The sequence below is a fragment of the Staphylococcus capitis subsp. capitis genome (genome assembly GCF_040739495.1).
GTDB classification, from domain to species: Bacteria; Bacillota; Bacilli; order Staphylococcales; family Staphylococcaceae; genus Staphylococcus; species Staphylococcus capitis.
Genome location: NZ_CP145263.1, coordinates 817,959 through 843,018 on the forward strand (window position 1 = coordinate 817,959; position 25,060 = coordinate 843,018).

21 protein-coding genes and 1 pseudogene are annotated in these 25,060 nt (G+C 33.9%); 11 read left to right on the forward strand and 11 right to left on the reverse strand.

From position 1 onward, the window contains the following. Nucleotides 1-142 precede the first annotated feature (142 nt). From ilvA to ilvD, 9 genes and pseudogenes are all read right to left on the reverse strand, one after another. Nucleotides 143-1,411, reverse strand: coding sequence for a threonine ammonia-lyase IlvA (gene ilvA / locus V6C74_RS04100; RefSeq protein WP_002453681.1), 1,269 nt, complete (start codon nucleotides 1,409-1,411; stop codon nucleotides 143-145). Nucleotides 1,412-1,425: 14 nt separating this feature from the next. Continuing rightward, nucleotides 1,426-1,995 carry a 3-isopropylmalate dehydratase small subunit gene (gene leuD, locus V6C74_RS04105; RefSeq protein ID WP_002453680.1) on the reverse strand — a complete coding sequence of 190 codons (570 nt, stop codon included), beginning with the start codon at nucleotides 1,993-1,995 and terminating at the stop codon, nucleotides 1,426-1,428. Then, complete coding sequence (gene leuC, locus V6C74_RS04110) at nucleotides 1,996-3,366, reverse strand: 3-isopropylmalate dehydratase large subunit (protein ID WP_002453679.1); 1,371 nt, start codon at nucleotides 3,364-3,366, stop codon at nucleotides 1,996-1,998. It abuts the gene before it with no gap. A 17-nt stretch (nucleotides 3,367-3,383) separates the two neighbouring features. Next, nucleotides 3,384-4,427, reverse strand: coding sequence for a 3-isopropylmalate dehydrogenase (gene leuB / locus V6C74_RS04115; RefSeq protein ID WP_103175510.1), 1,044 nt, complete (start codon nucleotides 4,425-4,427; stop codon nucleotides 3,384-3,386). Continuing rightward, a complete protein-coding gene (locus tag V6C74_RS04120; protein WP_016898676.1) occupies nucleotides 4,424-5,959 on the reverse strand; it encodes a 2-isopropylmalate synthase in 1,536 nt (511 codons plus the stop codon). The genes leuB and V6C74_RS04120 overlap by 4 nt, the downstream gene beginning before the upstream one ends. A gap of 16 nt (nucleotides 5,960-5,975) precedes the next feature. Beyond that, nucleotides 5,976-6,980, reverse strand: coding sequence for a ketol-acid reductoisomerase (gene ilvC / locus V6C74_RS04125; protein ID WP_002453676.1), 1,005 nt, complete (start codon nucleotides 6,978-6,980; stop codon nucleotides 5,976-5,978). A gap of 200 nt (nucleotides 6,981-7,180) precedes the next feature. Next, a pseudogene (locus V6C74_RS04130) lies at nucleotides 7,181-7,342 on the reverse strand (acetolactate synthase); the annotation flags it as partial. Then, nucleotides 7,342-9,141, reverse strand: a complete 1,800-nt coding sequence (gene ilvB, locus V6C74_RS04135) for a biosynthetic-type acetolactate synthase large subunit (protein ID WP_002453674.1) — start codon at nucleotides 9,139-9,141, stop codon at nucleotides 7,342-7,344. The gene ilvB and the pseudogene V6C74_RS04130, both read right to left, overlap by 1 nt. A 16-nt stretch (nucleotides 9,142-9,157) precedes the next feature. After that, a complete protein-coding gene (ilvD, locus tag V6C74_RS04140) occupies nucleotides 9,158-10,846 on the reverse strand; it encodes a dihydroxy-acid dehydratase (RefSeq protein WP_016898677.1) in 1,689 nt (562 codons plus the stop codon). Nucleotides 10,847-11,289: 443 nt separating this feature from the next. On the opposite strand from ilvD, the gene tsaE reads away from it, so the two are divergent. Genes tsaE through tsaD form a run of 4 tightly spaced genes read left to right on the forward strand, consistent with a single transcriptional unit; the run spans nucleotide 11,290 to nucleotide 13,853 of the window. Further along, nucleotides 11,290-11,751, forward strand: coding sequence for a tRNA (adenosine(37)-N6)-threonylcarbamoyltransferase complex ATPase subunit type 1 TsaE (gene tsaE, locus V6C74_RS04145; RefSeq protein ID WP_016898678.1), 462 nt, complete (start codon nucleotides 11,290-11,292; stop codon nucleotides 11,749-11,751). After that, nucleotides 11,732-12,394: a tRNA (adenosine(37)-N6)-threonylcarbamoyltransferase complex dimerization subunit type 1 TsaB gene (tsaB, locus tag V6C74_RS04150; protein ID WP_002453671.1), complete on the forward strand. Its 663-nt coding sequence runs from the start codon at nucleotides 11,732-11,734 to the stop codon at nucleotides 12,392-12,394. Before tsaE ends, tsaB begins: the two co-directional genes overlap by 20 nt. Further along, a complete protein-coding gene (gene rimI, locus V6C74_RS04155; RefSeq protein WP_002453670.1) occupies nucleotides 12,367-12,828 on the forward strand; it encodes a ribosomal protein S18-alanine N-acetyltransferase in 462 nt (153 codons plus the stop codon). The genes tsaB and rimI overlap by 28 nt, the downstream gene beginning before the upstream one ends. Continuing rightward, nucleotides 12,825-13,853 (forward strand): tRNA (adenosine(37)-N6)-threonylcarbamoyltransferase complex transferase subunit TsaD, encoded by a 1,029-nt coding sequence (gene tsaD / locus V6C74_RS04160; protein ID WP_002453669.1) that lies wholly within the window; start codon nucleotides 12,825-12,827, stop codon nucleotides 13,851-13,853. Before rimI ends, tsaD begins: the two co-directional genes overlap by 4 nt. Nucleotides 13,854-13,952: 99 nt before the next feature. On the opposite strand, the gene V6C74_RS04165 is transcribed toward tsaD, so the two are convergent. Together V6C74_RS04165 and abc-f are read right to left on the reverse strand one after the other, a co-directional pair. Beyond that, complete coding sequence (locus V6C74_RS04165; RefSeq protein WP_002453668.1) at nucleotides 13,953-15,569, reverse strand: hypothetical protein; 1,617 nt, start codon at nucleotides 15,567-15,569, stop codon at nucleotides 13,953-13,955. A 341-nt stretch (nucleotides 15,570-15,910) separates the two neighbouring features. Continuing rightward, complete coding sequence (gene abc-f, locus V6C74_RS04170) at nucleotides 15,911-17,848, reverse strand: ribosomal protection-like ABC-F family protein (RefSeq protein ID WP_016898680.1); 1,938 nt, start codon at nucleotides 17,846-17,848, stop codon at nucleotides 15,911-15,913. A 356-nt stretch (nucleotides 17,849-18,204) separates the two neighbouring features. On the opposite strand from abc-f, the gene V6C74_RS04175 reads away from it, so the two are divergent. The 7 genes from V6C74_RS04175 to V6C74_RS04205 all read left to right on the forward strand — a co-directional run bounded on the left by V6C74_RS04175 (nucleotide 18,205) and on the right by V6C74_RS04205 (nucleotide 25,055). Further along, nucleotides 18,205-18,846 (forward strand): redox-sensing transcriptional repressor Rex, encoded by a 642-nt coding sequence (locus V6C74_RS04175; protein WP_002453666.1) that lies wholly within the window; start codon nucleotides 18,205-18,207, stop codon nucleotides 18,844-18,846. Nucleotides 18,847-18,933: 87 nt separating this feature from the next. Further along, complete coding sequence (locus tag V6C74_RS04180; protein WP_016898681.1) at nucleotides 18,934-19,221, forward strand: hypothetical protein; 288 nt, start codon at nucleotides 18,934-18,936, stop codon at nucleotides 19,219-19,221. Nucleotides 19,222-19,493: 272 nt separating this feature from the next. Next, nucleotides 19,494-20,588 carry a YeeE/YedE family protein gene (locus tag V6C74_RS04185; RefSeq protein ID WP_016898682.1) on the forward strand — a complete coding sequence of 365 codons (1,095 nt, stop codon included), beginning with the start codon at nucleotides 19,494-19,496 and terminating at the stop codon, nucleotides 20,586-20,588. Nucleotides 20,589-20,601: 13 nt separating this feature from the next. Further along, the gene (locus V6C74_RS04190; protein WP_002453663.1) at nucleotides 20,602-20,826 is read left to right on the forward strand and encodes a sulfurtransferase TusA family protein; all 225 of its coding nucleotides are present in this window, start codon (nucleotides 20,602-20,604) and stop codon (nucleotides 20,824-20,826) included. Between the two features lie 179 nt (nucleotides 20,827-21,005). Then, a complete protein-coding gene (locus tag V6C74_RS04195; RefSeq protein WP_103175509.1) occupies nucleotides 21,006-22,253 on the forward strand; it encodes an ammonium transporter in 1,248 nt (415 codons plus the stop codon). Between the two features lie 147 nt (nucleotides 22,254-22,400). Then, the gene (locus tag V6C74_RS04200; protein ID WP_002453661.1) at nucleotides 22,401-23,351 is read left to right on the forward strand and encodes a LacI family DNA-binding transcriptional regulator; all 951 of its coding nucleotides are present in this window, start codon (nucleotides 22,401-22,403) and stop codon (nucleotides 23,349-23,351) included. Nucleotides 23,352-23,579: 228 nt separating this feature from the next. Further along, nucleotides 23,580-25,055, forward strand: a complete 1,476-nt coding sequence (locus tag V6C74_RS04205) for a sucrose-6-phosphate hydrolase (protein ID WP_002453660.1) — start codon at nucleotides 23,580-23,582, stop codon at nucleotides 25,053-25,055. Nucleotides 25,056-25,060 lie beyond the last annotated feature (5 nt).

The following is a 25,060-nucleotide window of genomic DNA, read 5'->3' on the forward strand; positions in this document are numbered from 1 at the left end:
GAACCAATTGCCAGATAGTAATATACCGCAAGCTCTTTTTTATTTAAAAACTAATAGAAAACAGATGAAATTGGGTCATACGAAAAAGCTTGAAAATAATACTTACAATAGTAGGATTATTTTCAAGCTTTCATTGTAGCTTTTAAATTAATAAAGAATATAACATTTTATTTTCATTAATATAGATATTTGATGGATCAAATTGATTTACACGCTCTTTTAATTGAATGAGATCATTGTGATGTTTAAGTTGAATACCAATGATAACAGTACCTGTTGTTTGAGAGGACTTTTTAAGATATTCGAATTTAGTAATATCATCTTGAGGACCTAGTACATCATTAACAAACTCTCTTAAAGCCCCTGGTCTTTGAGGAAAATTAAGGATGAAGTAATGTTTCATCTCTTCAAATAATAATGAACGCTCTTCAATTTCTTTCATTCTATTAATATCATTATTACCACCGCTTACAACACATACAACAGTTTTACCTTTAATTTTTACTCTATAGTTTTCAAGAGCAGCTACACTTAAAGCGCCTGCGGGTTCAGCTACTATAGCTTGTTTAGAGTACATATCTAGTATAGTAGAACATACTGCTCCTTCATCTACTTGTACATAATCATCTACATTATGCTTGGCTATATCAAATGTAATATCTCCAACTCTGGCTACTGAAGCACCATCAACAAATTTATCAATGTGATCTAAAGTGATGACCCGTTTGTTTACGACTACAGATTCATACATACTGCAGGCGCCTGCAGGTTCAATACCAATAATTTGTGTGTTTGGGGAATAAGCCTTGAAATATGTGCTAATACCAGATATTAAACCTCCACCGCCTATAGCAGAAAATAAATAATCAAATTTTACTCCATCTGCTTCGGATTGTTCAATAATTTCTTTGGCAAGTGTTCCTTGCCCTGAAATTGTAAATACATTATTAAATGGATCAATAAAATTCATTTCATTTTCTTTAGTATAAGCTAAAGCTTCTTCTAAGCAATGATCAAATGTATCACCAGTTAGCACGACTTCAACATTATCGCTACCAAAAAATTGTACTTGGTTTATTTTCTGAAGAGGTGTAGTAACTGGCATAAAAATTACAGCTCTAAGATTTAATTTCTTAGCAGTGTATGCCACGCCTTGAGCATGGTTACCAGCACTAGCACAAGTGATACCTCGATTTTTAGCTTCTTCAGATAATACTGAAATAGCATTATATGCGCCTCTTAATTTGAAAGAACGAACCCACTGTAAGTCTTCTCTTTTTAAATATACTTTACAATCATATTTTTGAGAAAGATAGTGGTCAAGCTGTAATGGCGTTTCTTTCACGATATCTTTGAGGCGTAAAAAAGCTTCATCTATATCTTGTGTCGAAACGATTGTTTTAACTGTCATAATATTCCACACCCTTAAAATGTTTTTTCATATTTTTCTATTAGATCTTCATATTGTAAAGTAATGGCAATATCATCAAGTCCATTTACTAATTTATTCTTCCATGTTTCATCTATTTTAAATTCAAAAGTGTGTTCTGAAGATGATACGGTTTGCGAAGGTAGATCTATCGTAATTTCTTCAAATTGAGCCAGATGTTCTCGTGCTTCCTTATCAAGTGTAATAGGGAGCATTGCATTCTTCGTACAATTCATATAGAAGATATCACTAAAACTACCTGCGATAATAATATTAAAACCATAGTCTTTTAAAGGCCAAGCAGCATGTTCACGACTTGAACCACACCCAAAGTTGTCTCCCGTTATTAAAATAGAAGCATCTTTATATTCTGGCTTATTAGGGTTAAATTCTGGATTATCAGAACCATCAGGTAAATAACGCCATTCATCAAAGGCGAAGGGACCAAAGCCGGTTTTTGAAATACGTTTGAGATGAACTTTGGGTATAATTTGATCTGTATCTATATTGTCGTATAAAAGGGGAACAACTTTACCTGTGTAGGTTGTAATAGGTTGAATTTCCATCTATACGACCACCTTTATTACGTCTACAAATTTACCGTTAATAGCAGCAGCTACTGCCATAGCAGGAGATACAAGATGGGTTCGTGCACCTTTACCTTGACGTCCTTCGAAATTACGATTACTTGTGGAAGCACAGTGCACACCTTCAGGAACTTGATCGGGATTCATACCTAAACACATTGAACAACCTGGTTCTCTCCATTCAAAACCTGCTTCTTTAAAAATGACATCTAGACCTAGTGCTTCAGCTTCCTTCTTAACTGTTCTGGAGCCAGGCACTACAATAGCTGTGATATTAGGATGAACTTTATTACCTTTAACAATATGACTTGCTTCTACTAAATCAGAGAGTCTTGCATTCGTACATGAACCTAAGAATACATAGCCTAATTCAATATCTTCGGCTTTTTGACCTGGTTTGAGTCCCATGTAGTTATAGGCACGTTCATCATTAGAATCTTTAATTTCTGGCAAAGGAGAGCTAAAATTAACTCCCATTTCTGGATTTGTTCCCCATGTCACCTGAGGTTCTAAGTTTGAAACATCTAATTCAATAACTTTATCGAAGTACGCATCCTCATCGGAATATAAAGTTTGCCACCAATCAATAGATTGATCAAAATTAGTAGCGTAAGGACGACCTTTAACATATTCAAAAGTCGTCTTATCAGGTTGCATCATACCGTATTTTGCGCCTGCTTCAATTGCCATATTACAAATTGTCATTCGAGCTTCCATAGACAAACTCTTAATCGTTTCTCCTGTAAATTCAAGGGCATATCCTGTATCAAAATCAACGCCATATTGGTTAATTAAATAGAGTATTATATCCTTGGCATAAACGCCGGTAGGTAATTTACCATTTATATCGATTTTTAAATTCTTAGGTTTAGTTTGCCAAAGTGTTTGAGTAGCAAAGACATGTTCAACTTCACTTGTACCAATTCCAAATGCGATTGCACCAAAAGCACCATGTGTCGCGGTGTGAGAATCGCCACAAACAATTGTCTTTCCTGGTTGAGTTAAACCTGTTTCAGGTCCTACCATATGAACGATACCTTGTTCATCAGATCCCATATCAAAAATATGGACGCCAAAGTCTTTGGCATTCTTTTGTAGGGTAGTAATCTGTTTATTTGCTATTTCATCTTTTATGTTAAAAATGTCGATAGTCGGTACATTATGGTCTAAAGTAGCAAACGTGAGATCAGGTCTTCTTAATGAACGATTCTGAATTCTGAGTCCCTCAAAAGCTTGAGGAGGAGTAACTTCATGTATGAGATGTAGGTCTATATATAATAGTTGTGGTTCACCTTCATTCCCATGTAGAACATGTTTATTCCATACTTTATCGAATAGTGTTCGTCCCATAATACTTCTCCTCCCTTTCATAAATAATTATTCTTTAGTAGTTTAAATATTTCAGAAGTTTTGTGACTTCCACCTAAATCTGCTGTAGTATGGCCAGACTTAATGAGTTTAAATACATGTTTTTCAAGATCTATTGCAGCTTGTTCTTGATTTAGACTTTCTTTTAAACAAAGTGCCAAAGATAACACCATACCAAATGGATTAGCTTTATCTTGGTTAGCGATATCAGGTGCCGAGCCATGAATAGGCTCATATAATCGTGTCCCTTGTTCCCCAAAACTTGCGGAAGGGGATAAACCAAGTGAGCCTGGTATTACTGATGCTTCATCACTCAAAATGTCTCCAAATAAATTTTCGGTAACAATAACATCAAATTGAGTAGGGTGTGTGATTAAATGCATGCTACAGGCATCTACTAACAAGTGGTTGACTTCAACATCTGGATAATCCGCTTTAACTTCATTCACCACTTGACGCCAAAGTTTACTTGAAGATAATACATTTTCTTTATCAACGGATGTTAGTTTTTTTCTTCTATTTTGAGCTAAATTAAATGCAACTCTAACGATTCTCTCTATTTCTTCACGAGTATAAGTAAGTGAATCTAGAGCTGAATGATTATCATAGTGACTTGGTTCACCAAAATAAATACCGCTAGTTAGTTCTCTGACAATCACTAAATCAGTACCTTCAACTCGCTCTTGTTTTAATGGAGATAAATGACTGGTACCCTCACTTACAATGGTTGGACGTATATTTGCATATAAATTTAAAGCTTTTCTAAGTTTTAATAGCCCATGTTCTGGACGATTTTTAGGATTTGACCATTTGGGACCACCAATTGCACCAAGTAAAATGGCATCTGAAGATTTACATGCTTCTAATGTTTCATCAGTAAGAGGTGTACCATAGTTATCGATTGCCGCACCTCCAAAATGATGATGTTCTATTTGATACTGGAAGTCATATTTATGACTGATTAGTTCGAGAAGCTCTAATGTACCATTTATAATTTCTGGTCCTATACCATCGCCAGGTAAAGCTACGATTTTGTAAATCATGAATGAATACCTTCTTTCTTTTGTGTTTCAGAAATATATTTCGCATGAGCTTCTATATAGGCTTTACAAGAAGCCTGTAAAATATCATGATCAATTCCTATACCGTTGACTGGTGTACCTTCGATGATTAAACTAACGTGAACTTCTGCTTGCGCATCTGCACCTTCAGTGATTGAGTCAATCCTATAATCGATAAGTTCTGTCTTTCTTTGGAAAATACGATCAACAGCATTATATATAGATACGATTGAACCTGTTCCAATACTTGAATCTTGATAAGTTTTTCCATTTTTATCTTTAATCACGACCACAGCACTTTGTAGCCCTTTAGATACATATTGCAGTTGTAAATTTTCTAATTGATAAATCGCTCGTTGCTCATGCTCAGATCCTTGAATGATTGCATGGATGTCGCGATCAGAAACTGATTTTTTCTTATCAGCAACTTCTTTAAATTGTTTAAATAAGTTGATTTGATCCTCAGTGCTAATGTCATAGCCTAATGATTTTAGTTTCTCAGCAAAAGCATGCTTTCCAGACAATTTACCAAGAGGTAATTCAGTTGTACTTACTCCGACTAATTGAGGCGTCATAATTTCATATGTTTCACGATGTTTGAGTACACTATCTTGATGTATCCCCGATTCATGACTAAACGCATTTTGACCGACGATTGCTTTGTTTCTTGGAACTCGAATTCCTGCGTATCGTGATATGAGGTCTGATGTTTTCTTAGTTTCATCAAGTTTAATTTGGGATTCAATACCATAATGATCACGTCGAACATAAAGTGCTAATGCAACTTCTTCAAGCGCAGCATTACCCGCACGTTCACCAATTCCATTCACAGTACCTTCGATGCGTCGTGCACCACCTTCAATGGCTGCCAGACTATTAGATACAGCCATACCCAGGTCATCATGACAATGGGCACTGAAAACGATTGGTTGTTCAGAATGGATGGATTTGGTTAATGTTTTGAAAATTTGTTCATATTCTGTAGGATAACTGAATCCTACAGTATCTGGGATGTTAATAATGGTAGCGCCAGCATCAATAGCAGTTTGCACACAATCAATTAAGAACGGAATTTCGGTTCTAGTCGCATCTTCAGGGGAAAATTGTACTACTTCAAAAAATTGTTTAGCGTATGATACATGTTCTTTGATAGATGCTAATACTTCCTCTTGAGACATTTTTAATTTATGCTCTAAATGAATAGGGGATGTTGCAATAAACACATGTACTTGCGGTTTAGCAGCTAACTTTGTTGATTCATATACAGCGTCTATATCTGACTTTTTACATCTAGCTAAGCCACAAACTGCTGTAGTAGTTAATGCCTTTGCAATTGATTCAACTGATTTAAAACTTCCAGAGCTTGAAGCGGGGAATCCAGCTTCTATGACATCGACTCCCCATTTTTCTAATTGCTTAGCAATTTTCAATCTTTCGTCAAAGGTAAAGTTGACTCCCGGTGTTTGTTCTCCGTCTCTTAGTGTTGTATCAAAAATTTGAATATGGCTTTCCATTTTTAACATCTCCTTATTATTTTTGAATACTTTTAGCTTTAATAAATGGCATCATTTTTCTTAATTCACGACCAACTGCTTCGATTTCATGACCATGTTGTTGTTCACGTAATTGGTAAAATTCTTTAAAGCCATTTTCATTGTCTTTAACAAAACGATTAGCAAAGTTACCGTTTTGAATATCTTCTAATACAGTTTTCATGTTGTTTTTAACTTCTGGAGTGATAACACGTGGTCCAGATACATAATCACCAAATTCAGCTGTATTTGAAATAGAGTAGCGAACGGTTTCCATACTGCCTTCGTACATTAAATCAACGATTAATTTTATTTCATGTAATACTTCGAAGTATGCTAATTCTTTTTGATATCCAGCTTCTACTAAAGTTTCAAAACCACTTTGAATTAATTTATGGATACCCCCGCAAAGTACAGCTTGTTCACCGAATAAATCAGTTTCAGTTTCTTCTTTGAATGTAGTTTCAATAACACCAGCACGTGTTGCACCAATACCTTTGGCATAACTTAGTGCGATATCACGTGCATGACCTGAAGCATCTTGTTGTACACCGAATAATGCTGGTACAGCAGTACCTTCTACAAAGGTACGTCTTACTAAATGACTAGGACCTTTAGGTGCTACTAAGAATACATCTACATCAGCAGGGGGTTGAATAACTCCAAAGTGAATGTTAAATCCGTGCGCAAAAGCTAATGCATTGCCTGCTTCTAAGTTAGGTTCAATTTCATTTTTATATACATTACCTTGGATTTCATCTGGTAATAAAATCATTACTACATCTGCTTGTTTAGTAGCCTCATTCACTGGATAAACATCAAATCCATCTTCTTTAGCTCTATCGAAAGAATGACCAGGTCGAATACCAACGACTACATCATAACCATTGTCTTTTAAATTTTGAGCGTGTGCATGTCCTTGTGAACCGTAACCAATTACTGCAATTTTTTTACCTTGTAAAGCATCTTTTTCAACTGATTGATCATAATAAACTTTTGTCATAGTGAATTCCTCCAATTACTTCCTAAAAATTCTTAATTTTCAAAATATTTATGTTATAAAAATATGTAAGATGATAGTTATGTCTCAATCATCAATTTTTTTACATCGCTAGCGCATCAAACAATTTTTTAAACACTCGTAACACTTAATACATTGATTTGTTGTTCTAACTTTTTTAATACAATATTGAAAGCAGCTTAGTCTTCAATATGTACTTTCAGTTCTAGATTAGAAATACCTTTATTATCTGACCTCTTAACATGCAGCTCATCAATGTTACATTGTAATCGAACAAATGCACTTGTAATACGATGTAATGTACTCACTTGGTCGGCGACCACAAATTGAATTGTACGTTTCATTATAATCCCTCCATCTCGTGATTAGATTTACCACTAGGTACCATAGGATTGACAGGTTCTACAGGAGAGATGCGAACTTCAATTAACGCTGGACCATTATGATTGAAAGCTGCATCGATTTGTGATTCAAGTTTGTCCGATGAATCAATTAGATATCCATTGATACCATATGCTTCAGCCATTTTAATAAAATCAGGTTGATCATTAAATACTGAATGAGAGAAGCGCTGGTTAAAGAATTTGTCTTGCCATTGTTTAACCATACCTAACGTACCATTATTGATTAACACTATTTTCACGTTCAGGTTGTATTCAGGCAATAGCGCCATTTCTTGATTAGTCATTTGGAAACCACCATCTCCGACGAAGCATACGACAGTTTTATCAGGAGAAGCGAGTTGTGCACCAATCGCAGAAGGAATACCAAATCCCATCGTACCTAATCCGCCACTAGTTACCCATTGACCATGGTCTTTGAAAGGGTAGAACTGAGCAGCCCACATTTGATGTTGGCCTACATCAGTAGTGACGATTGCATCGCCATTTGTAATTTTTCCGATGTATTCAATTGACTTTTGAGGTTTACTAAATGTATCATCTTCATTTTTATCGTATTTGAATGGATGTTTTTGCTTATTCTGTTTACAATAATGAATCCATTCTTCATGATGAGCTGTTGTGACATTCTCAGAAGATAAAGCTTCTAAAACGAGTTTACAATCGGCAACAATACCTAAATCTGTTTGAATGACTTTATTGATTTCTGAAGGATCGATGTCTACGTGAACTATCTTAGCGTTTGGTGCAAATGCATCAGGTTTGCTAGCTAGTCGGTCATCAAAACGACTACCTAAATTAATGAGTAAATCACATTCAGTGAGTGCCATATTACTTGCATATGAACCATGCATGCCTCCCATTCCTAAGAACAGGGGATGTTCGTAAGGTATTGCACCAAGACCTAATAGTGTGGTTACGGTAGGGATTTGATATTTAGTGACAAATTCTGTTAATAATTGATTTGATTTAGAATGATTGATACCTGAACCTGCGAGAATAATAGGCTTTTTAGATTTACTAATATATGAAACTAATGTCTTAATGTCTATATCTTCTGGTTCACTTTTAACTTGATAATGAGGCAAATTGATTTCATTTGATAAACCAACGTTTGTTGATAAAATTCCCATGTCTTTCGGGAAATCAATGACGACAGGACCTTTTCTTCCTGAATTAGCTACATGAAATGCTTCATGAACTATTTTAGGAATATCTTCAACATTTTTAATTTGATAATTTTGTTTAGTAATTGGTGTTGTCATTGAAAGTAAATCTGCTTCTTGGAAGGCATCTTTTCCAATTCCTGGTGTTGCTACTTGACCTGTAAAAACGACTAAGGGTAATGAATCACTATGAGCATCTGTGATTCCAGTAATTGCATTTGTAGCTCCTGGGCCACTAGTGACAACAACTACACCAGTTTTACCTGAGACACGTGCATATCCTTCTGCGGCATGGGTTGCACCTTGTTCATGTCTTGCTAAGATATGCTTGATTTGTCCATCATAAAATGTGTCATAAAGTGGCAATACAGCACCGCCTGGGTAACCAAAAATAAAATCAACGTCCTCATGTTGTAAAGCTTCGAATAAAAGTTGAGAACCACTACGCATTTGATTAACAGTTTGTTGTTGAAGGTATTCTGGTTCTTGTGATTCAGAAACATTTAATGTATCAGTATTTTCTTTACTAATCGCGGTTACCGTTGTAAAAGAGGGGCTTTCTTTTTGATTAGACATCGTAATCATCTCCTAATTAAATAAGGTTTTCTGGAACTTGCATAATACCACCTGTATTAGCACTTGTGACTAAAGAGGTGTATCTAGCCAGATATCCTGTTTTTACTTTTGCTTTAAATGGTTGTAGCTCTTCACGTCTGCGATAAAGTTCTTCTTGTGGCTGGTCAACATCTAACTTTCTATTTGTTAAATCAATTGTAATTTCATCTCCATCTCTAATTAATCCGATAGGGCCACCAGATGCTGCTTCTGGGGAAATGTGTCCCACTGCAATACCTCTTGTAGCACCTGAAAATCTACCGTCAGTAATTAAAGCCACATCTTTTCCTAATCCTCGGCCAACAATAGAGGAAGTAGGAGCTAACATTTCAGGCATTCCTGGACCGCCTTTAGGACCTTCATAGCGAATAACTACAACATGACCTTCACGTACAGTATGATTGTCAATTGCTTCAACAGCTTCATCATGAGAGTTAAAACAAATAGCTTTCCCTTTAAAGACTTTAATAGAGGGATCTACACCACCTACTTTAATCACTGCACCTTTGGGAGCTATATTACCGAAAAGTACTGAAAGCCCACCTTCGTGATCATAGGGACTATCGAGAGGATGTATAACATCAAAGTTTGAAATTTCCTTTCCTTTATTATTTTCTTTTAATGTTTTACCAGTAACTGTAATCCTTTCTGGGTGTAACGTACCATCTTTTTTCATTAACTCATTGATAATAGCGGGAACACCACCAGCTTCATGTACATCGTGCATAGAGTAAGAAGAGCTAGGTGCGATTTTTGAAAGATAGGGTGTTCTTTTCGCAATTTCATTAATACGTTCTAAGTCATAATCAATGCCTGCTTCGTTTGCGATTGCTAATGTATGCAACACAGTATTAGTTGAGCCGCCCATTGCCATGTCTAATGCAAAAGCATCATCAATTGCCTCTCGTGTAACGATGTCTCTTGGTTTTATATCATTTTTAATATTATCTACTAATCGAAAAGCAGCTTGACGAATCATTTCACGACGTTGGTCACTAACTGCTAAAGCTGTTCCATTGTAAGGTAAGGCGAGTCCTAAAACCTCCATCAAACAGTTCATAGAATTTGCTGTGAACATACCAGCACATGAACCACAAGTAGGGCAGGCATTTTGCTCCATATCTAAAAATTCTTCTTTAGAAATAGACCCCTCTTTAAAAGCGCCGACTGCTTCAAACATTGAAGATAAAGTAAGTGCTTTACCGTGAGCAGATAGACCAGCTTTCATTGGGCCACCTGAACAAAAAATTGCAGGGACATTTGTACGTACCGCAGCGAGTATCATGCCCGGAGTGATTTTATCGCAGTTAGGAATATAAAACACACCATCGAACCAATGTGCATTAATTACTGTTTCAGCTGCATCTGCAATAATTTCTCTCGAAGGTAATGAATATCTCATTCCAATGTGTCCCATTGCGATGCCATCATCTACACCAATCGTATTAAATTCGAAAGGGATTGCACCCGCTTCACGAATAGCTTCTTTCGCGATATCAGCAAGTTCTCTTAAGTGAACATGTCCTGGTACGATATCGATATAAGAATTACAAATTGCCACAAAAGGCTTATTCATATCTGTAGGTTTTTGAAGAGCGCCCGTAGCATGTAAAAGACTTCTCGCTGGAGCTTGTTGATCTCCTTTTTTGATCATGTCGCTTCGCATATTTGATTCCCCCGTATAAGTATTAAGAACAATAAAAAACGTCCCAATATTTATTGGGACGTTTGAAAGTCCCATTCAACTAGAAATAGGACTTAAACATTTAGTAGTAATACTTACTAAAGTTCGAGTCCTTACGAGTATAATAAAATGATAATAACGTTTTGAGTTGTGGGTAGATAATGTGATGTATTATAAGTCATTTTATTATACTCCTTTCGTTGAATGGTAAAGTATTCTTAATAATTTGAATTGTCTTAAAATTTGATAAACTTAATTTACTACAAGTAAAATAGCGTGTCAATAAAAATATAGAATTTTCTAACAATTAATTTTAAATGTGTTTCTAGAATTTTCACAAAGAAATTTACACTAAAATTTGTTACAATAAATGAGTTAATAATGGACGAAACAATAACGTATCTTCGTAAATAGGAGAATGAATGTTGATTACTATACACAATTTAGATGAGATGAAACAATTTGCTAATGTTTTAGTGAAAAATCTAAAGCCAGGAGATTTAATTTTATTGAACGGCGATTTAGGTGCTGGTAAAACGACTTTAACACAGTTTATAGGAAAAGCTTTAGGTGTGAAACGAACTATTAATTCACCAACATTTAATATTATTAAATCTTATAAAGGGAATGAACTCAAACTTCATCATATGGATTGCTATCGTTTGGAAGACCATGAAGAAGATTTAGGATTTGAGGAATATTTCGAAGACCATGCTGTTACAGTCATTGAATGGAGTCAGTTTATTTCTGATTTATTACCTTATCAACATTTGACAATCAACATTAATGTTATAAATGAAAATGAACGTACAATAATGATTGAAGCACAAGGTGCACATTACGAAATGTTAAGGGAGGTTGTTATCAATGAATTATCTGCTCATTGATACATCTAATCAGCCGTTATCAGTTGCACTCATGCAGGATGAAAAAGTGTTAATTGAACAAACTACAAATATTAAACAAAATCATTCAGTTCAATTGATGCCTGAGACTCAAAAGTTATTTGAACAGTCTCAAGTTGATAAACAAGAAATCACAGACATAGTTGTTGCAGAAGGACCGGGTTCATACACAGGTTTAAGAATCGGTGTGACTGTGGCTAAAACGTTAGCTTACGCTTTACAAACTCGATTATATGGTGTGTCATCACTTAAAGCTCTTGCTGCAACTATTAAAGATGAGCATAGATTATTAGTACCTATCTTTGACGCAAGAAGAGAAGCGGTTTATACAGGTGTTTATCAATACGTTAATGGTGAATTAACTACAATCATTGAGGATGGATATTTATCAATTAATGATTTAAAAGATAAACTTCATGCGCTAAATCAAGAATATGTTTTTATTGGGTTTAATTTAGAAAATATAAAGCATTTATTAGATAGCGAAGTGATTGAAAGTTTACCTAAAGCTTCAGTTATGAAATCCTTAATTCAACAACCTGAAAATATCCATTCATTTACACCGAAGTATCATAAATTATCAGAGGCGGAAAGAAATTGGTTAGACCAACAGAAGAACAATTAAATATTAGGAAAATGAGTGTTGAAGATGTTCCTCAAGTCTTTGATATAGAGCGCGAAAGCTTCAATTATAGTTCATGGACGATTGATGCCTTTTATCATGAAATAGAACAGAATCAATTTGCAACATATTTTGTAATTGAATATGATGATAAAATTATTGGATATTTAGGTATGTGGATTGTTATAGATCAAGCTCAAATTACAACAGTCGCCATTAAAAAACAGTATAGAGGGTACGGACTAGGTCAATTATTACTTAAATATGTTAAAAATTACGCAAGTCATACCTGTGAAGTAATGAGTTTAGAAGTTCGTTTAGATAATGTAGTGGCGCAACATGTATATCAGAATTTAGGATTTGAATATGGTGGAAAAAGAAAAAATTATTATGGTGAAGGTGAGGATGCACTAGTGATGTGGGTGAATTTGAAATGACACAACAAACTTTAATTCTAGGGATGGAAACCAGTTGTGATGAAACAAGTGTAAGTGTGATTAGAAATGGTCAAGAAATACTTTCTAATACAGTATTAAGTCAAATTGATAGTCATAAACGATTTGGTGGAGTTGTTCCTGAAGTCGCAAGTAGACATCATGTTGAAGGTGTAACAGCTACGATTGAAGAGGCACTTGACTCAGCAAACGTCACTATGCACGAGATTGATGCTATTGCAGTAACACAAGGTCCAGGATTAATAGGTGCATTATTAATAGGAATTAATGCAGCAAAGGCACTCGCTTTTGCTTACGATAAACCTATCATTCCGGTTCACCATATTGCTGGGCATATTTACGCAAATCATCTAGAACAACCACTTACATTTCCACTAATTGCTTTAATCGTTTCAGGCGGACATACAGAGTTAGTTTATATGAAAGATCACCTTAACTTTGAAATTATTGGTGAGACCAGAGATGATGCAGTTGGTGAAGCTTACGATAAAGTGGCTCGTACGATAAACTTACCATATCCTGGCGGTCCTCAAATAGACCAGCTAGCCGTTAAAGGTCACGATGTTTATGATTTTCCAAGGGTTTGGCTTGAAAAGGATAGCTATGATTTTAGCTTCAGTGGATTAAAAAGTGCGGTTATTAATAAATTGCATAATTTAAGACAGAAAAATGAAGAAATTGTTGAAGAGAATGTTGCTACAAGTTTTCAAAATAGTGTCGTTGAAGTATTAACATATAAGGCTATCCATGCTTGTACATCTTATGGTGTTAAACGACTTATTGTGGCAGGTGGTGTAGCAAGTAATAAAGGATTGAGAGCAGCGCTCAAAGATGCTTGTAATAAAGAAAACATTACTTTAACTATACCAAGTCCATCCTTATGTACAGATAATGCTGCAATGATTGGTGCAGCTGGTCATTACTTATATCAAGCTGGATTACGTGGTGATTTAGCTATGAATGGTGAAAATAATATAGACATTGAAGATTTTACGATGACTAAATAAACAAAAGAGCACTATATAACGTATCAACTTAGCTAAGGATATGACGTTATATAGTGCTTTTTTATTGTATGAGGCTAGCAATTATTATCAAAAATTAACTTATTCATCTACTTGCCTTTGAGCACGTTGATAAATATCGTCTGGGAAATGAGTAATTCTAAGTAATTCAATCGCATTTCGAGTATTGGCTTTACCTGGTTTAATTTTGTAGTCAAAATAGATTTCATTCTTCTGAATAGACTCATTAAAATGATAATTATAGTAATCCTTTTCTAATAGGGTGGACAATTCAATATCATGTGTAGCAGCAACTACTTGATAGTTTGGCAATCCATTCAAATAGCTGAGTACTGATTCAGACGCTGCAATACGTTCTGTTGTATTCGTACCTTTAAAAATTTCATCAATGAAACAATAAATTTTAGTTTGTGTATCAATATTGAAAAGTCGTCTTATTGACTTTAATTCTGCCATAAAATAGCTATCTCCTGAGAGAACATCATCAGCATTAGCCATTGATGTAGACACATAACCCGGTTGATAGTTGAATGACTTAGCAGTAGCAGTATGAAGTGATTGCGCCATAATCACATTCAATGCGACAGCCTTCATAAATGTTGATTTACCAGATGCGTTAGAACCTGTTAGTAGAAGATTACTATCCAAGTTTAAATCATTAGGAACGGCCACTTCCTCATCTAATAATGGATGAATTAAACTTTGAAAATGCACACCCTCCATGTTTTCGTCAGCATGAGGTATACAATAATTAGTTAATGTGCGTCTATACATTGCTATAGCGTAATGATTATCAAGTGTACTAATATAGTCATAACATTCTTTGACTTCACTTTGATATTTAAAATAACTATGTTGAATGAGATGGAATAAAACATAATCTACCATAAACATCAATTTGATAAGCATAATCGTACTACCTACCACATCATTGGATTCTAATTGAGCAAGCAAGCCACTATAACGACTAGAATTCTTGAAATGATTGAAATTAATATTGATGTCAGGTGTTCCTTCTATTTTAGACAAAGCTTTACATTGTTTAATTACATTAGCAGTATAAAAGATTGATTTTAAATCCTGTTCGTAAGACTTCTTCAAATTCAATGAAAGTACGATATTTAAGAAAAAGCTTCCAATAAATAAAAAGACACCTACACCTGGAGAAATAAATATAGTTGAAAATGCAATTATTGGTAATAAAGGACAAAACATTAAAAGCGTATTCCTAGGAATTGGTGTTAACTGATCAGGGAATAATGGGTAAACTGTTTTGCCTATTTTAGAAAGTATATAAGATACATTTAATCGAAAAGCTTGATCCTCGCTATAACGTTTGATTAGTGATTGATTATCAATCGAGAACATTCCTCTTAATGAAGCGTATAATTTCATTTCTCCAATAGCGGTAAAATTAAAGTTTATCTTGTGAAATAGAGCTTCAATATTTAAATCAGACCAAGTTTTATCGTCTATAAGAGGATGTTTATCGATGTAATTATCCTTATATTCTTGATATTGAGCATCAAATCTTGAATTAGGTCTTATAAATGTTTCTAACTTAGCTTTTCTATCCCATAGCGTATTGATTTTAGCAATTGTTTTTCTTCTTTCAATAAATGAAACGGTAATATTTACAATCGCTATTAAAATAATAAATATAAGAACGATGAGTCCGAACGTTTGATTGTTAGTCATAAATGTCTCCTCAGTATAGTTATATTTAAATTATTTCATAAATAAATTTTAGACTCAAATCTTCATATTAAAAATGAGATGTCAATAGGGAACGTGCGTACTTATCAACAAAATGTGTGTAAACTGTGGATAAATACTGTTGAAAAGTGTGGATATTACCGTGTATAACTCGAATAATTTTTAGGAATAGTGTTAATTTACTTGTGGATAACTAGGATAACTGTGTGGATAGCTTTCAAATTAGCGATATAGAGTGTGAATAAAATTTGTGTAATAACATACTAAAAGACACTAAAAAGTAAGAAATTCTACCTTTTAGTGTCTCAATGATAAATGGATATTTATAATTTTTCTTGTAATTCTTCCCATTCTAACATAACTTGTTCTAATTTTTGTTCGGTATTATTTTTTTTCTCAGCTAATTCTGCAGCTTTAATAGGATCATTAAATACTTCTGGTTGAGTTAATTGTGTCTCAATATATGAAATATGAGTTTCAAATTCTTCTATCTTAGCTTCACATTGTTCGATTTGACGTTCGATTTTTCGTTGTTGACTCTTTTGTTGTTTTTGAGTTGAATATGATGAGGATGAAATAGTGGTATCATTATTATCTTTAGTTTTTGGAGAAGAATTGTTCAATTCTTCTTGAGCTTTTATTGCAGCAGCTTCTTCAGTTTTTTCAATATAGTATTGATAATCTCCGAGATACATTTGTCCACCCTCATGATTTAAATCAAATACTTTATTTGCAAGCTGATTAATAAAGTATCTATCGTGAGAAACAAATATAATGGTACCTTCAAAATGTTTTAAAGCTTGTTCTAACATTTCTTTAGAATCTATATCTAAGTGGTTAGTAGGTTCATCTAGTATCAGCACATTGTCTTTTTGTAACATTAATAAAGCTAATTGCAATCGGGCTTTTTCACCACCAGATAAATCATTTATGATCTTTTTAACATCTTCTTGTACAAATAAAAAACGACCTAGAACAGCACGCACATCTTTTTCATTCATATGAGAATACTGATCCCAAACGTAATCTAAAATTGTTTTATTTGATTTGAACTCAGCTTGTTTTTGATCATAATAACCAATTTGAAGATTAGCCCCAAAAGTAATTTCTCCAGCTAGTTTGTCTTGCTTATTGGCGATTGTTTTGATTAGAGTGGTTTTTCCCACTCCATTTGGTCCGATTACAGCAATATGGTCACCCTTAAACACTTCAATATTAATTGGTTGAGTAATGGGGGAATCATATCCAATTTTAAGATCACGAATATGCATGACATCATTACCTGTATTTCTTTCAAAGCCGAATTGTATATTGGCACTTCTCGCGTCAATCATCGGCTTGTCTATACGTTCCATTTTCTCTAAAGTTTTACGTCGACTTTTAGCCATGCCACTTGTTGAAGCTCTTGTAATATTCTTTTCTACGAAGTTTTCTAATTTTTGAATTTCTTCTTGTTGTTTTTCATACTCTTGCATACGTTTTTCATAATATTGGTCACGTTGTTCAATAAATTGTTCATAATTACCTACATAGCGTTTAACGTCTCCGAGAGCTACATCATAGATTTGAGTAACTATTTTATCTAAGAAGTATCTATCATGACTAATAATAACGATGGCGCCTTTAAAATATTTAAGATAATCTTCTAACCATTTTGTCGTTTCAAGATCTAAGTGGTTTGTTGGTTCATCTAGCAAGAGTAAATCAGGTTCATTTAATAACATTTGAGCGAGTGAAAGGCGTGTTTTTTGACCACCACTAAAATCATTAATAGGTTTATCAAAATCACTCTCAGTAAAATTAAGGCCATGAAGAACTGTTTTTATTTTACTTTCATATTGATAACCCTCGAGTTGTTCAAACCGGTTCGTTAATGACTCGTAACGTTCCATATGCTCTTGGTAAGTTTGTGTTTCGTATTCACTCGTATGTTGTGCCAACCAATCAGTTTCTTCTTTGATTAAGCTCTCCATATTTTTCAGATGTTCAAATGGTTTAGACATCTCTTCGAAGACTGTAGCCGTTGAGTTAAGTGTCATTTGTTGAGTAAGATAGCCCATTTTTAAATTTTTTATTTTTGATATATGACCGCTATCGTAACCTTCTACGCCGGCTATAATTTTCATTAATGTAGATTTACCTGCGCCGTTTCGACCAACGACACCTATTCTTTCACCCGTTTTAACTTCAAAGTCTACATTAGTAAAAATATCTTCACCATCGAACGATTTCGAGATGTCATTAAGTTGTAAAAGTATCATTCGATTCTCACCTTTCTAATTCTATTAAATAGTTATAGACTATATGTAATCAATAAGATTTAAAAAATTTTAATTTTATGTGAATTTTAAATAGTTAAGCATTATTTTTTAATAATAGGGTACATCTACCTCATAAGGTATGACGATTAAGCTATATGTTGACTCAATTATCTTTATTTTACAGCATTCGCGCATCACATGAAACTGAGATATTTATTTTTAAAATTCAATAATGTATAATATTTAAGTATTCATTGTAGGCAATTATTTGATTATTTAAACGCCTTACAACTTGCACGATAAAACGTTTGAATACATAAATATAATTCATTCAAACTTCAAGGGGGACACATTGGATGCCAGAAAATAATAAAATTCCTCGTGCTACATTAAAGCGTTTACCTTTATATTATAGATTTGTGAGTACATTAAAATCTAAGGGTATTGACCGTGTGAATTCTAAAGCAATTAGTGAAGCTTTACAAATAGATTCGGCAACGATTCGTCGTGATTTTTCTTATTTCGGTGAATTAGGCAAAAAAGGCTATGGTTATAACATTGATAGTATGCTTGAATTTTTCAAGTCTGAACTGAGTGAAAGTGATGAAATTAAAATTGCAATAGTAGGTGTAGGTAATCTAGGTCGTGCGTTACTTACTTACAACTTCTCAATACACGATGAGATGACAATTACAGAAGCTTTTGATATTAGAGAAGAATTGATTGGAGAACAAGTCGGCAAAGTCATAGTTAAAAATAGTAATGAAATAAAATCTACACTAGCAGCAGAAGAAATAGACGTAGTGATATTAACTACTCCTGAAAATGTAGCACAACAAGTTGCTGATCAACTAGTTGAAGCGGGTGTGAAAGGTATACTAAACTTTACGCCAAGCAGAGTTAAAACACCTCAAGACGTACAAGTTCACCACATTGATTTAGGAATTGAACTACAATCACTATTGTTCTTTATGAAGAACTATAGTAATAATAATTAACAACTTTTAGCATCCTATTTAGGATGCTTCTTTTTTATGAAAAATGATATAGTATACATAATCAAAAAATAGGGGGGGCAAGCCATAGTGAAACTTGAAGTAAATTGTACATTTAAAGCACATATACCGCAGATGGTAAACGTTCCTGGGAAACTCGTATTAAATGATAATATTTTACTATTCAAAGCTTATGGTAAAGAATATACACCATTTGATATCGAATTAGATATTAATAAAGTTGTGAGATATAAGCGTTCAAAGGGGCTATTAGGAAGTAAATTATTCATTCTTTATAACAATCATGAGTGGTATAAATTTAGTCATTTTTCAAAAGAAGATTTAAAATCATTAAGCAAAGCATTGAAAATACAATAAACTTAAATAAATATAATTGTAATTATTTAAATTAGAAAATCTAAAATACATACTATATGCGCATGCTTTCCAAGGAAATCGTTTCAGCCTGTAGGCTTCGACTGGCCCTGTTTCCTCGGGAGTCAGCGCATATATTTTTAAGCTTGTTGAAAACAAAGTAATTTATTCTGTTTGAGCTTTAATTTTTAAAAAAGTCAAAATTTATTAAGTTTGCAAAATTTGATTATTTCCAGTATAATACCTTAGTATTTATATCGGAAATAGGTGATTAAATGACATGGATGATAATTAGTGGACTTATTGTTGGGGCATTATTAGGGTTTGTAATGCAACGTACAAGATTCTGTCTAGCGGGCGGTTTCAGAGATATGTATGTCCAAAAAAGTAATAAAATGTTTTACGCATTGCTTGTAGCTATAACGGTTCAGAGTTTAGGACTACTAATATTTACAAGTTTAGGTATAGTTAAAGTCCCTGCTCATACATTTCCAGTAGTAGGGACTATCGTAGGTTCATTCATATTTGGCATAGGTATTGTCTTAGCTGGTGGCTGTGCCACTGGTATGTGGTATCGCGCGGGAGAAGGTTTAATTGGCAGTTGGGTGGCATTAATTTTATATGCTATAACTTCTGCAATTACTAAAACAGGTGTACTTCTCCCAGTTATGAATGCAATTAATAAACCCTTAAACGTGAACGCGAGTGTGAGTCAATCAACTGGAGTTCCTAACTGGGTACTTGTTTTAATTTTAGCAATAATTACAGTTACGTTAGTTGTGAGAACTTTACGTAAACCAAAAGTAATGGTGCCTAAATTAAAACAAAAGTATACAGGTATTCGACACTATTTGTTTGAAAGAAGATACCATTCATTTATAGCAGGTATTGCTGTAGGACTTATTGCTTTACTGGCTTGGCCTATGAGTGAATCAACAGGTCGACCATACGGACTTGGTATTACGACCCCATCTGCTAATTTGATTAACTTTCTAATATCAGGTAATACTAAGTTTATTGATTGGGGCGTTTTATTAGTGCTTGGTATCTTTATTGGTTCATACGTAGCTGCTAGAGGTTCTAAAGAATTTAAATGGAGACTTCCAGATAAGAAAACTATTCGTAACAGTGCTATAGGTGGTATATTGATGGGATTTGGTGCTTCTGTAGCTGGTGGATGTTCAATTGGTAATGGGTTAGTCGAAACAGCTACGATGAGCTGGCAAGGATGGTTAGGCTTAGCATCTATGATAGCAGGTGTATGGTTTATGAGTTATTTTATTTTTATTAAACCTATGAAAAAGTTACAACAAACATCTAGTCAAACATCTAAAAGTAAACAAGTAAGTCAACAAACCCAGACAACTTAAGGAGGGAAAGACAATGGTACATGAATTAGGTACAGTTGGTATGGTGTGTCCATTTCCGCTTATTGAGGCACAAAAGAAAATGGAAGAGTTAAATCAAGGTGATGAATTAAAAATAGACTTTGATTGTACGCAAGCAACAGAAGCCTTACCAAATTGGGCGGCTGAAAATGGCTATCCAGTAACTAATTATGAACAATTAGATGATGCTTCTTGGACTATAACTATTCAAAAAGCTTAAATATAAGTGAGTAACAAGCTAGTGATATTATACGATGTCGCTAGCTTTATTAATGCTTAATATATACTAATGGTTGATTTGAGATGTCACTTAATCTTACTCATGGTGTAATATTATCTTACCGATTTTTGCACTTCCCTCAAACACTTATTATGATGTTGCTAAAGGAAGTGGTAAGAATGAATATGGATGATACAATTTTCTTATTTCTATGTACATTATTAGTTTGGTTAATGACTCCAGGATTAAGTTTATTCTATGGGGGACTTATCCAATCTAAGAATGCATTAAATACAGTAATGCAAAGTATGGCTGCAATAGTTATCGTTACTTTTGCATGGATGATTATTGGTTTTTCTATTAGTTTTGATCAAGGTAATGATTGGTTAGGTGGTTTAAAATTTCTAGGTTTAAACCATGTTGGTTTTGCAATTTCTAAAACAATTAGCCCTCATATCCCTCTCGCACTCTTTATGTTATTTCAAATGATGTTTTGTACAATCGCAGTTTCTATTTTATCAGGCTCTATTGCTGAGAAAATGAGATTTATCCCATATCTTATTTTTGTTGGATTATGGGTCGTGCTCATTTATAGTCCTGTAGCTCACTGGGTTTGGGGTGGAGGATGGATTAGTAAGCTTGGTGCTATTGATTATGCCGGAGGTACAGTAGTACATATTACCTCAGGGGTGTCCGGTCTTATATTAGGTATAATGATAGGTGTAGGTAAGAAACAAGAGAAACACACGCCACATAATTTACTTATAACTCTCATAGGAGGTATTTTAGTTTGGTTGGGCTGGTACGGCTTTAACGTAGGTAGCGCGTTTACTTTCGATCAAATTGCAATGATTTCATTCGTTAACACTGTTATTGCTGCAAGTGCTGGGGCACTAGGATGGTTAATCTTAGAGTATGCCTTGAAAAAGACGACAAGTCTTTTAGGATTATTATCTGGAGCGCTATCTGGTCTCGTTGCTATCACTCCAGCAGCAGGTTATGTTAATTATTTAAGTGCCATGATTATCGCTATTATTGGTGGTCTCGGTTGCTACATCGTTATTAATTTAATTAAAGTGAAGTTACAATATAATGATGCTTTAGATGCCTTTGGTATCCATGGTGTAGGAGGAGTTTTAGGCGCAGTATTAACAGGAGTGTTCCAGTCTCATAAAGTGAATGATGCTATTGAAAATGGACTCATATACACTGGTGACTTTAAAGTGATTCTCATACAATTAACAGCGGCACTAGCAACTGTAGTATTTAGCGCAATAGTTACTTACATCATAGCTAGAATAATTAAATCATTTACACCTTTAGCAACTACAGAAGAAGATAAAACAGGTCTCGATGAAATTGTTCACGGTGAAAAGGCCTACTTCTATGGCGAGTTGAACAAATTCAATCGTCGGATGAAATTTTAAAATCATTTTCAAAAAATAAATTTAACTCACCTTACATATCAAATAAACTTTAGTAAATAAAAATGTGATTGATTTAATTATTTAAAGCGATTACATATGTGATAGAATAAGCTTAAGTTATTGAATATATGATAGGTGAGTTTTCTTATGAAAAATATTTCTGATATCGCCAAGCTAGCTGGTGTATCAAAAAGTACAGTTTCAAGGTTTCTAAATAATGGTTCCGTTAGTAATAAAACAAAAGAAAAGCTGACAAAAATTATAAAAGAGTATGACTATCAACCTAATCAATTTGCGCAGAGTTTAAGAGCAAGACGTACAAATTTGATTGGCGCAATTATCCCACGTATGGATTCATTTGCAGTTGATGAAACGATTAAAGGCGTCATTAATCAATGTCATTTACATAACTATCAACTTTTATTAAATTACACTGGATTAGAACTAGAGGCAGAACTTGCAGCACTAGAGACATTATCGAGGAGTAAAGTAGATGGGATTGTATTAATGGCTACAAATATTACTGAACAACATATTCAAATTATAGAAAAAATTGATGTGCCGGTTATTATAGTTGGACAAGAACATTCAAAATTACATAGTATATATCATGACGATTACCAAGCTGGATTTGAAATAGGTATGAGGATAGGTCAAAAGGGTCGACATCAAGTTACACTATTTAGCGTAAGTGAACGTGATATAGCTGTAGGTATCAAACGTAAAAAAGGATTAATAGACGCTTTAAAACAATATGGTATTGAGCCAATTATTTATGAAACTTCATTTAAATACGAAGAAGCTATGGTGGATGTTGAAAAGTATTTGTCGGATATCACAGAACTTGATGTAATAGTAGGTGCTACGGATTCAATTGCTTTGGCTATTCACAAGTATTGTGCGGACCATAAAGAAAATTTATCTCCTCATACAATATTTGGATTTGGTGGGGATCCAATGACACAAGTAGTGTCTCCAGTAATTGAAACAATTTGCTTTAATTATCAAGAAGCAGGAGAGCAAGCACTTAAAGAAATTAATCAATTATTAAATCATCAATCTACAGAACTTAAGATAAAAATTCCTGTCATTTTGTAAAAGATGAGGGATTTTTATTTTATAACTATGTGGAACCGATACCAATATAGTAGTTAAATTTATTAGGCTATTAACACTAGATAATCTATATATCTGTTAGGTATAATGGTTATCATTTTCAAAAATAAGTGCTTTTTAATCAAAAAATCTACAACGGAGTATTAAGCTCATATGTTAAAATAGTAAAGTTAAGACAAAGATTAATCAGTCGAGATTAGGAGTGAAAACATGGCAGAATGGACACGTGAAGCACGTTATCAACGCATAGAGGATGTTGATACGGAGACATTCAAAAAGTTAAAACAACAAGTCGATGCTTCTCCATATAGACAGACATATCATATTCAGCCTGAAACAGGATTGCTCAATGATCCAAACGGTCTAATTTATTATGACGGTCATTATTACATATCGCATCAATGGTTCCCTCTAGGAGCCGTACATGGTTTAAAATATTGGTTTAATTATAAAAGCGATGATTTAGTACATTTCAAAGCGCAAGGTCCTATATTAGAGCCTGATACTAAATATGATAGTCATGGAGTTTATAGTGGTAGTGCATTTGAATTTAATGGTCATCTTTATTACATGTATACCGGTAACCATAGAGATAATCATTGGAATCGTCTCTCAAGTCAAATGATTGCTCGTGTTAAAGAAGACGGATCGGTTGAAAAGTTTCCTAAACCGGTCATTCATGGTCAACCTAATGGCTATACAAGCCATTTTAGAGATCCTAAAGTGTTTGAAAAAGATGATAAATTATATGCAATTTTAGGAGCTCAAAATAACAATGAACAAGGTCGGTTACTCCTATATCAAAGTGAAGACGTTGTGAACTGGACATTCTTAGGTGAAATTCAGACAAAATTAAAACATTTTGGTTACATGTGGGAATGTCCTGATTATTTCGAATTAGATGGACAAGGTATTATATTATTTTGTCCACAAGGGATTGAAGCGGATGGAAACAAATATCATAATATTTATCAATCTGGATACATGATAGGTCACTTAAATATTGAAAATATGACATTTGATCATCAAGAATTTCAAGAATTAGACAGAGGATTTGATTTTTATGCACCGCAAACATTTGTAGATAAAGATGGAAAACGCATATTAATTGGTTGGATGGGGTTACCAGAAAGTGAATATCCAACAGATAGTGAAGGTTGGGCACATTGTTTAACAATTCCACGAGAACTTACTCTCGAAAACGGTAAGTTAAAACAACGACCGATAAAAGCTCTAGAAACATTAAGAACAAACAAAGAAACAGCGTTAGGTTATGCCAATAAATTTAATCGTAAATTGCATCCTTATGAAGGTAAACAATATGAAATGATCATTGATATTCTAGAAAATGATGCAACTGAGATTTATTTCGAGCTTAGAAGTTCTAAAAATGAGTCCACATTAATTATCTATAATCAACGTGAGAATTCGCTTACGTTAGATCGTTCAGAGAGTGGTCTACTTCCTACTAATGTAGATGGTACAACTCGTACAACTATTTTAGATACACCTTTAAGCCAATTACATATTTTTGTAGATACGTCCAGTATAGAAATATTCTGTAATAATGGTGAACGTGTATTAACATCCCGTATTTTTCCAAATGAAGCCTCTACGGGTATCAAGGCATCTACTGAGTCAGGACAAGTATATTTACAATTTACGAAATATGAATTAAAGGGATGATATTA

Coding starts and splice junctions, on each gene's coding strand:
- ilvA (WP_002453681.1), bottom strand. CDS start 1,411: ATGACAGTTAAAACAATCGTTTCGACACAAGATATAGATGAAGCTTTT.
- leuD (WP_002453680.1), bottom strand. CDS start 1,995: ATGGAAATTCAACCTATTACAACCTACACAGGTAAAGTTGTTCCCCTT.
- leuC (WP_002453679.1), bottom strand. CDS start 3,366: ATGGGACGAACACTATTCGATAAAGTATGGAATAAACATGTTCTACAT.
- leuB (WP_103175510.1), bottom strand. CDS start 4,427: ATGATTTACAAAATCGTAGCTTTACCTGGCGATGGTATAGGACCAGAA.
- V6C74_RS04120 (WP_016898676.1), bottom strand. CDS start 5,959: ATGGAAAGCCATATTCAAATTTTTGATACAACACTAAGAGACGGAGAA.
- ilvC (WP_002453676.1), bottom strand. CDS start 6,980: ATGACAAAAGTTTATTATGATCAATCAGTTGAAAAAGATGCTTTACAA.
- ilvB (WP_002453674.1), bottom strand. CDS start 9,141: ATGTCTAATCAAAAAGAAAGCCCCTCTTTTACAACGGTAACCGCGATT.
- ilvD (WP_016898677.1), bottom strand. CDS start 10,846: ATGCGAAGCGACATGATCAAAAAAGGAGATCAACAAGCTCCAGCGAGA.
- tsaB (WP_002453671.1), top strand. CDS start 11,732: ATGAATTATCTGCTCATTGATACATCTAATCAGCCGTTATCAGTTGCA.
- tsaD (WP_002453669.1), top strand. CDS start 12,825: ATGACACAACAAACTTTAATTCTAGGGATGGAAACCAGTTGTGATGAA.
- V6C74_RS04165 (WP_002453668.1), bottom strand. CDS start 15,569: ATGACTAACAATCAAACGTTCGGACTCATCGTTCTTATATTTATTATT.
- abc-f (WP_016898680.1), bottom strand. CDS start 17,848: ATGATACTTTTACAACTTAATGACATCTCGAAATCGTTCGATGGTGAA.
- V6C74_RS04175 (WP_002453666.1), top strand. CDS start 18,205: ATGCCAGAAAATAATAAAATTCCTCGTGCTACATTAAAGCGTTTACCT.
- V6C74_RS04185 (WP_016898682.1), top strand. CDS start 19,494: ATGACATGGATGATAATTAGTGGACTTATTGTTGGGGCATTATTAGGG.
- V6C74_RS04190 (WP_002453663.1), top strand. CDS start 20,602: ATGGTACATGAATTAGGTACAGTTGGTATGGTGTGTCCATTTCCGCTT.
- V6C74_RS04195 (WP_103175509.1), top strand. CDS start 21,006: ATGAATATGGATGATACAATTTTCTTATTTCTATGTACATTATTAGTT.
- V6C74_RS04200 (WP_002453661.1), top strand. CDS start 22,401: ATGAAAAATATTTCTGATATCGCCAAGCTAGCTGGTGTATCAAAAAGT.
- V6C74_RS04205 (WP_002453660.1), top strand. CDS start 23,580: ATGGCAGAATGGACACGTGAAGCACGTTATCAACGCATAGAGGATGTT.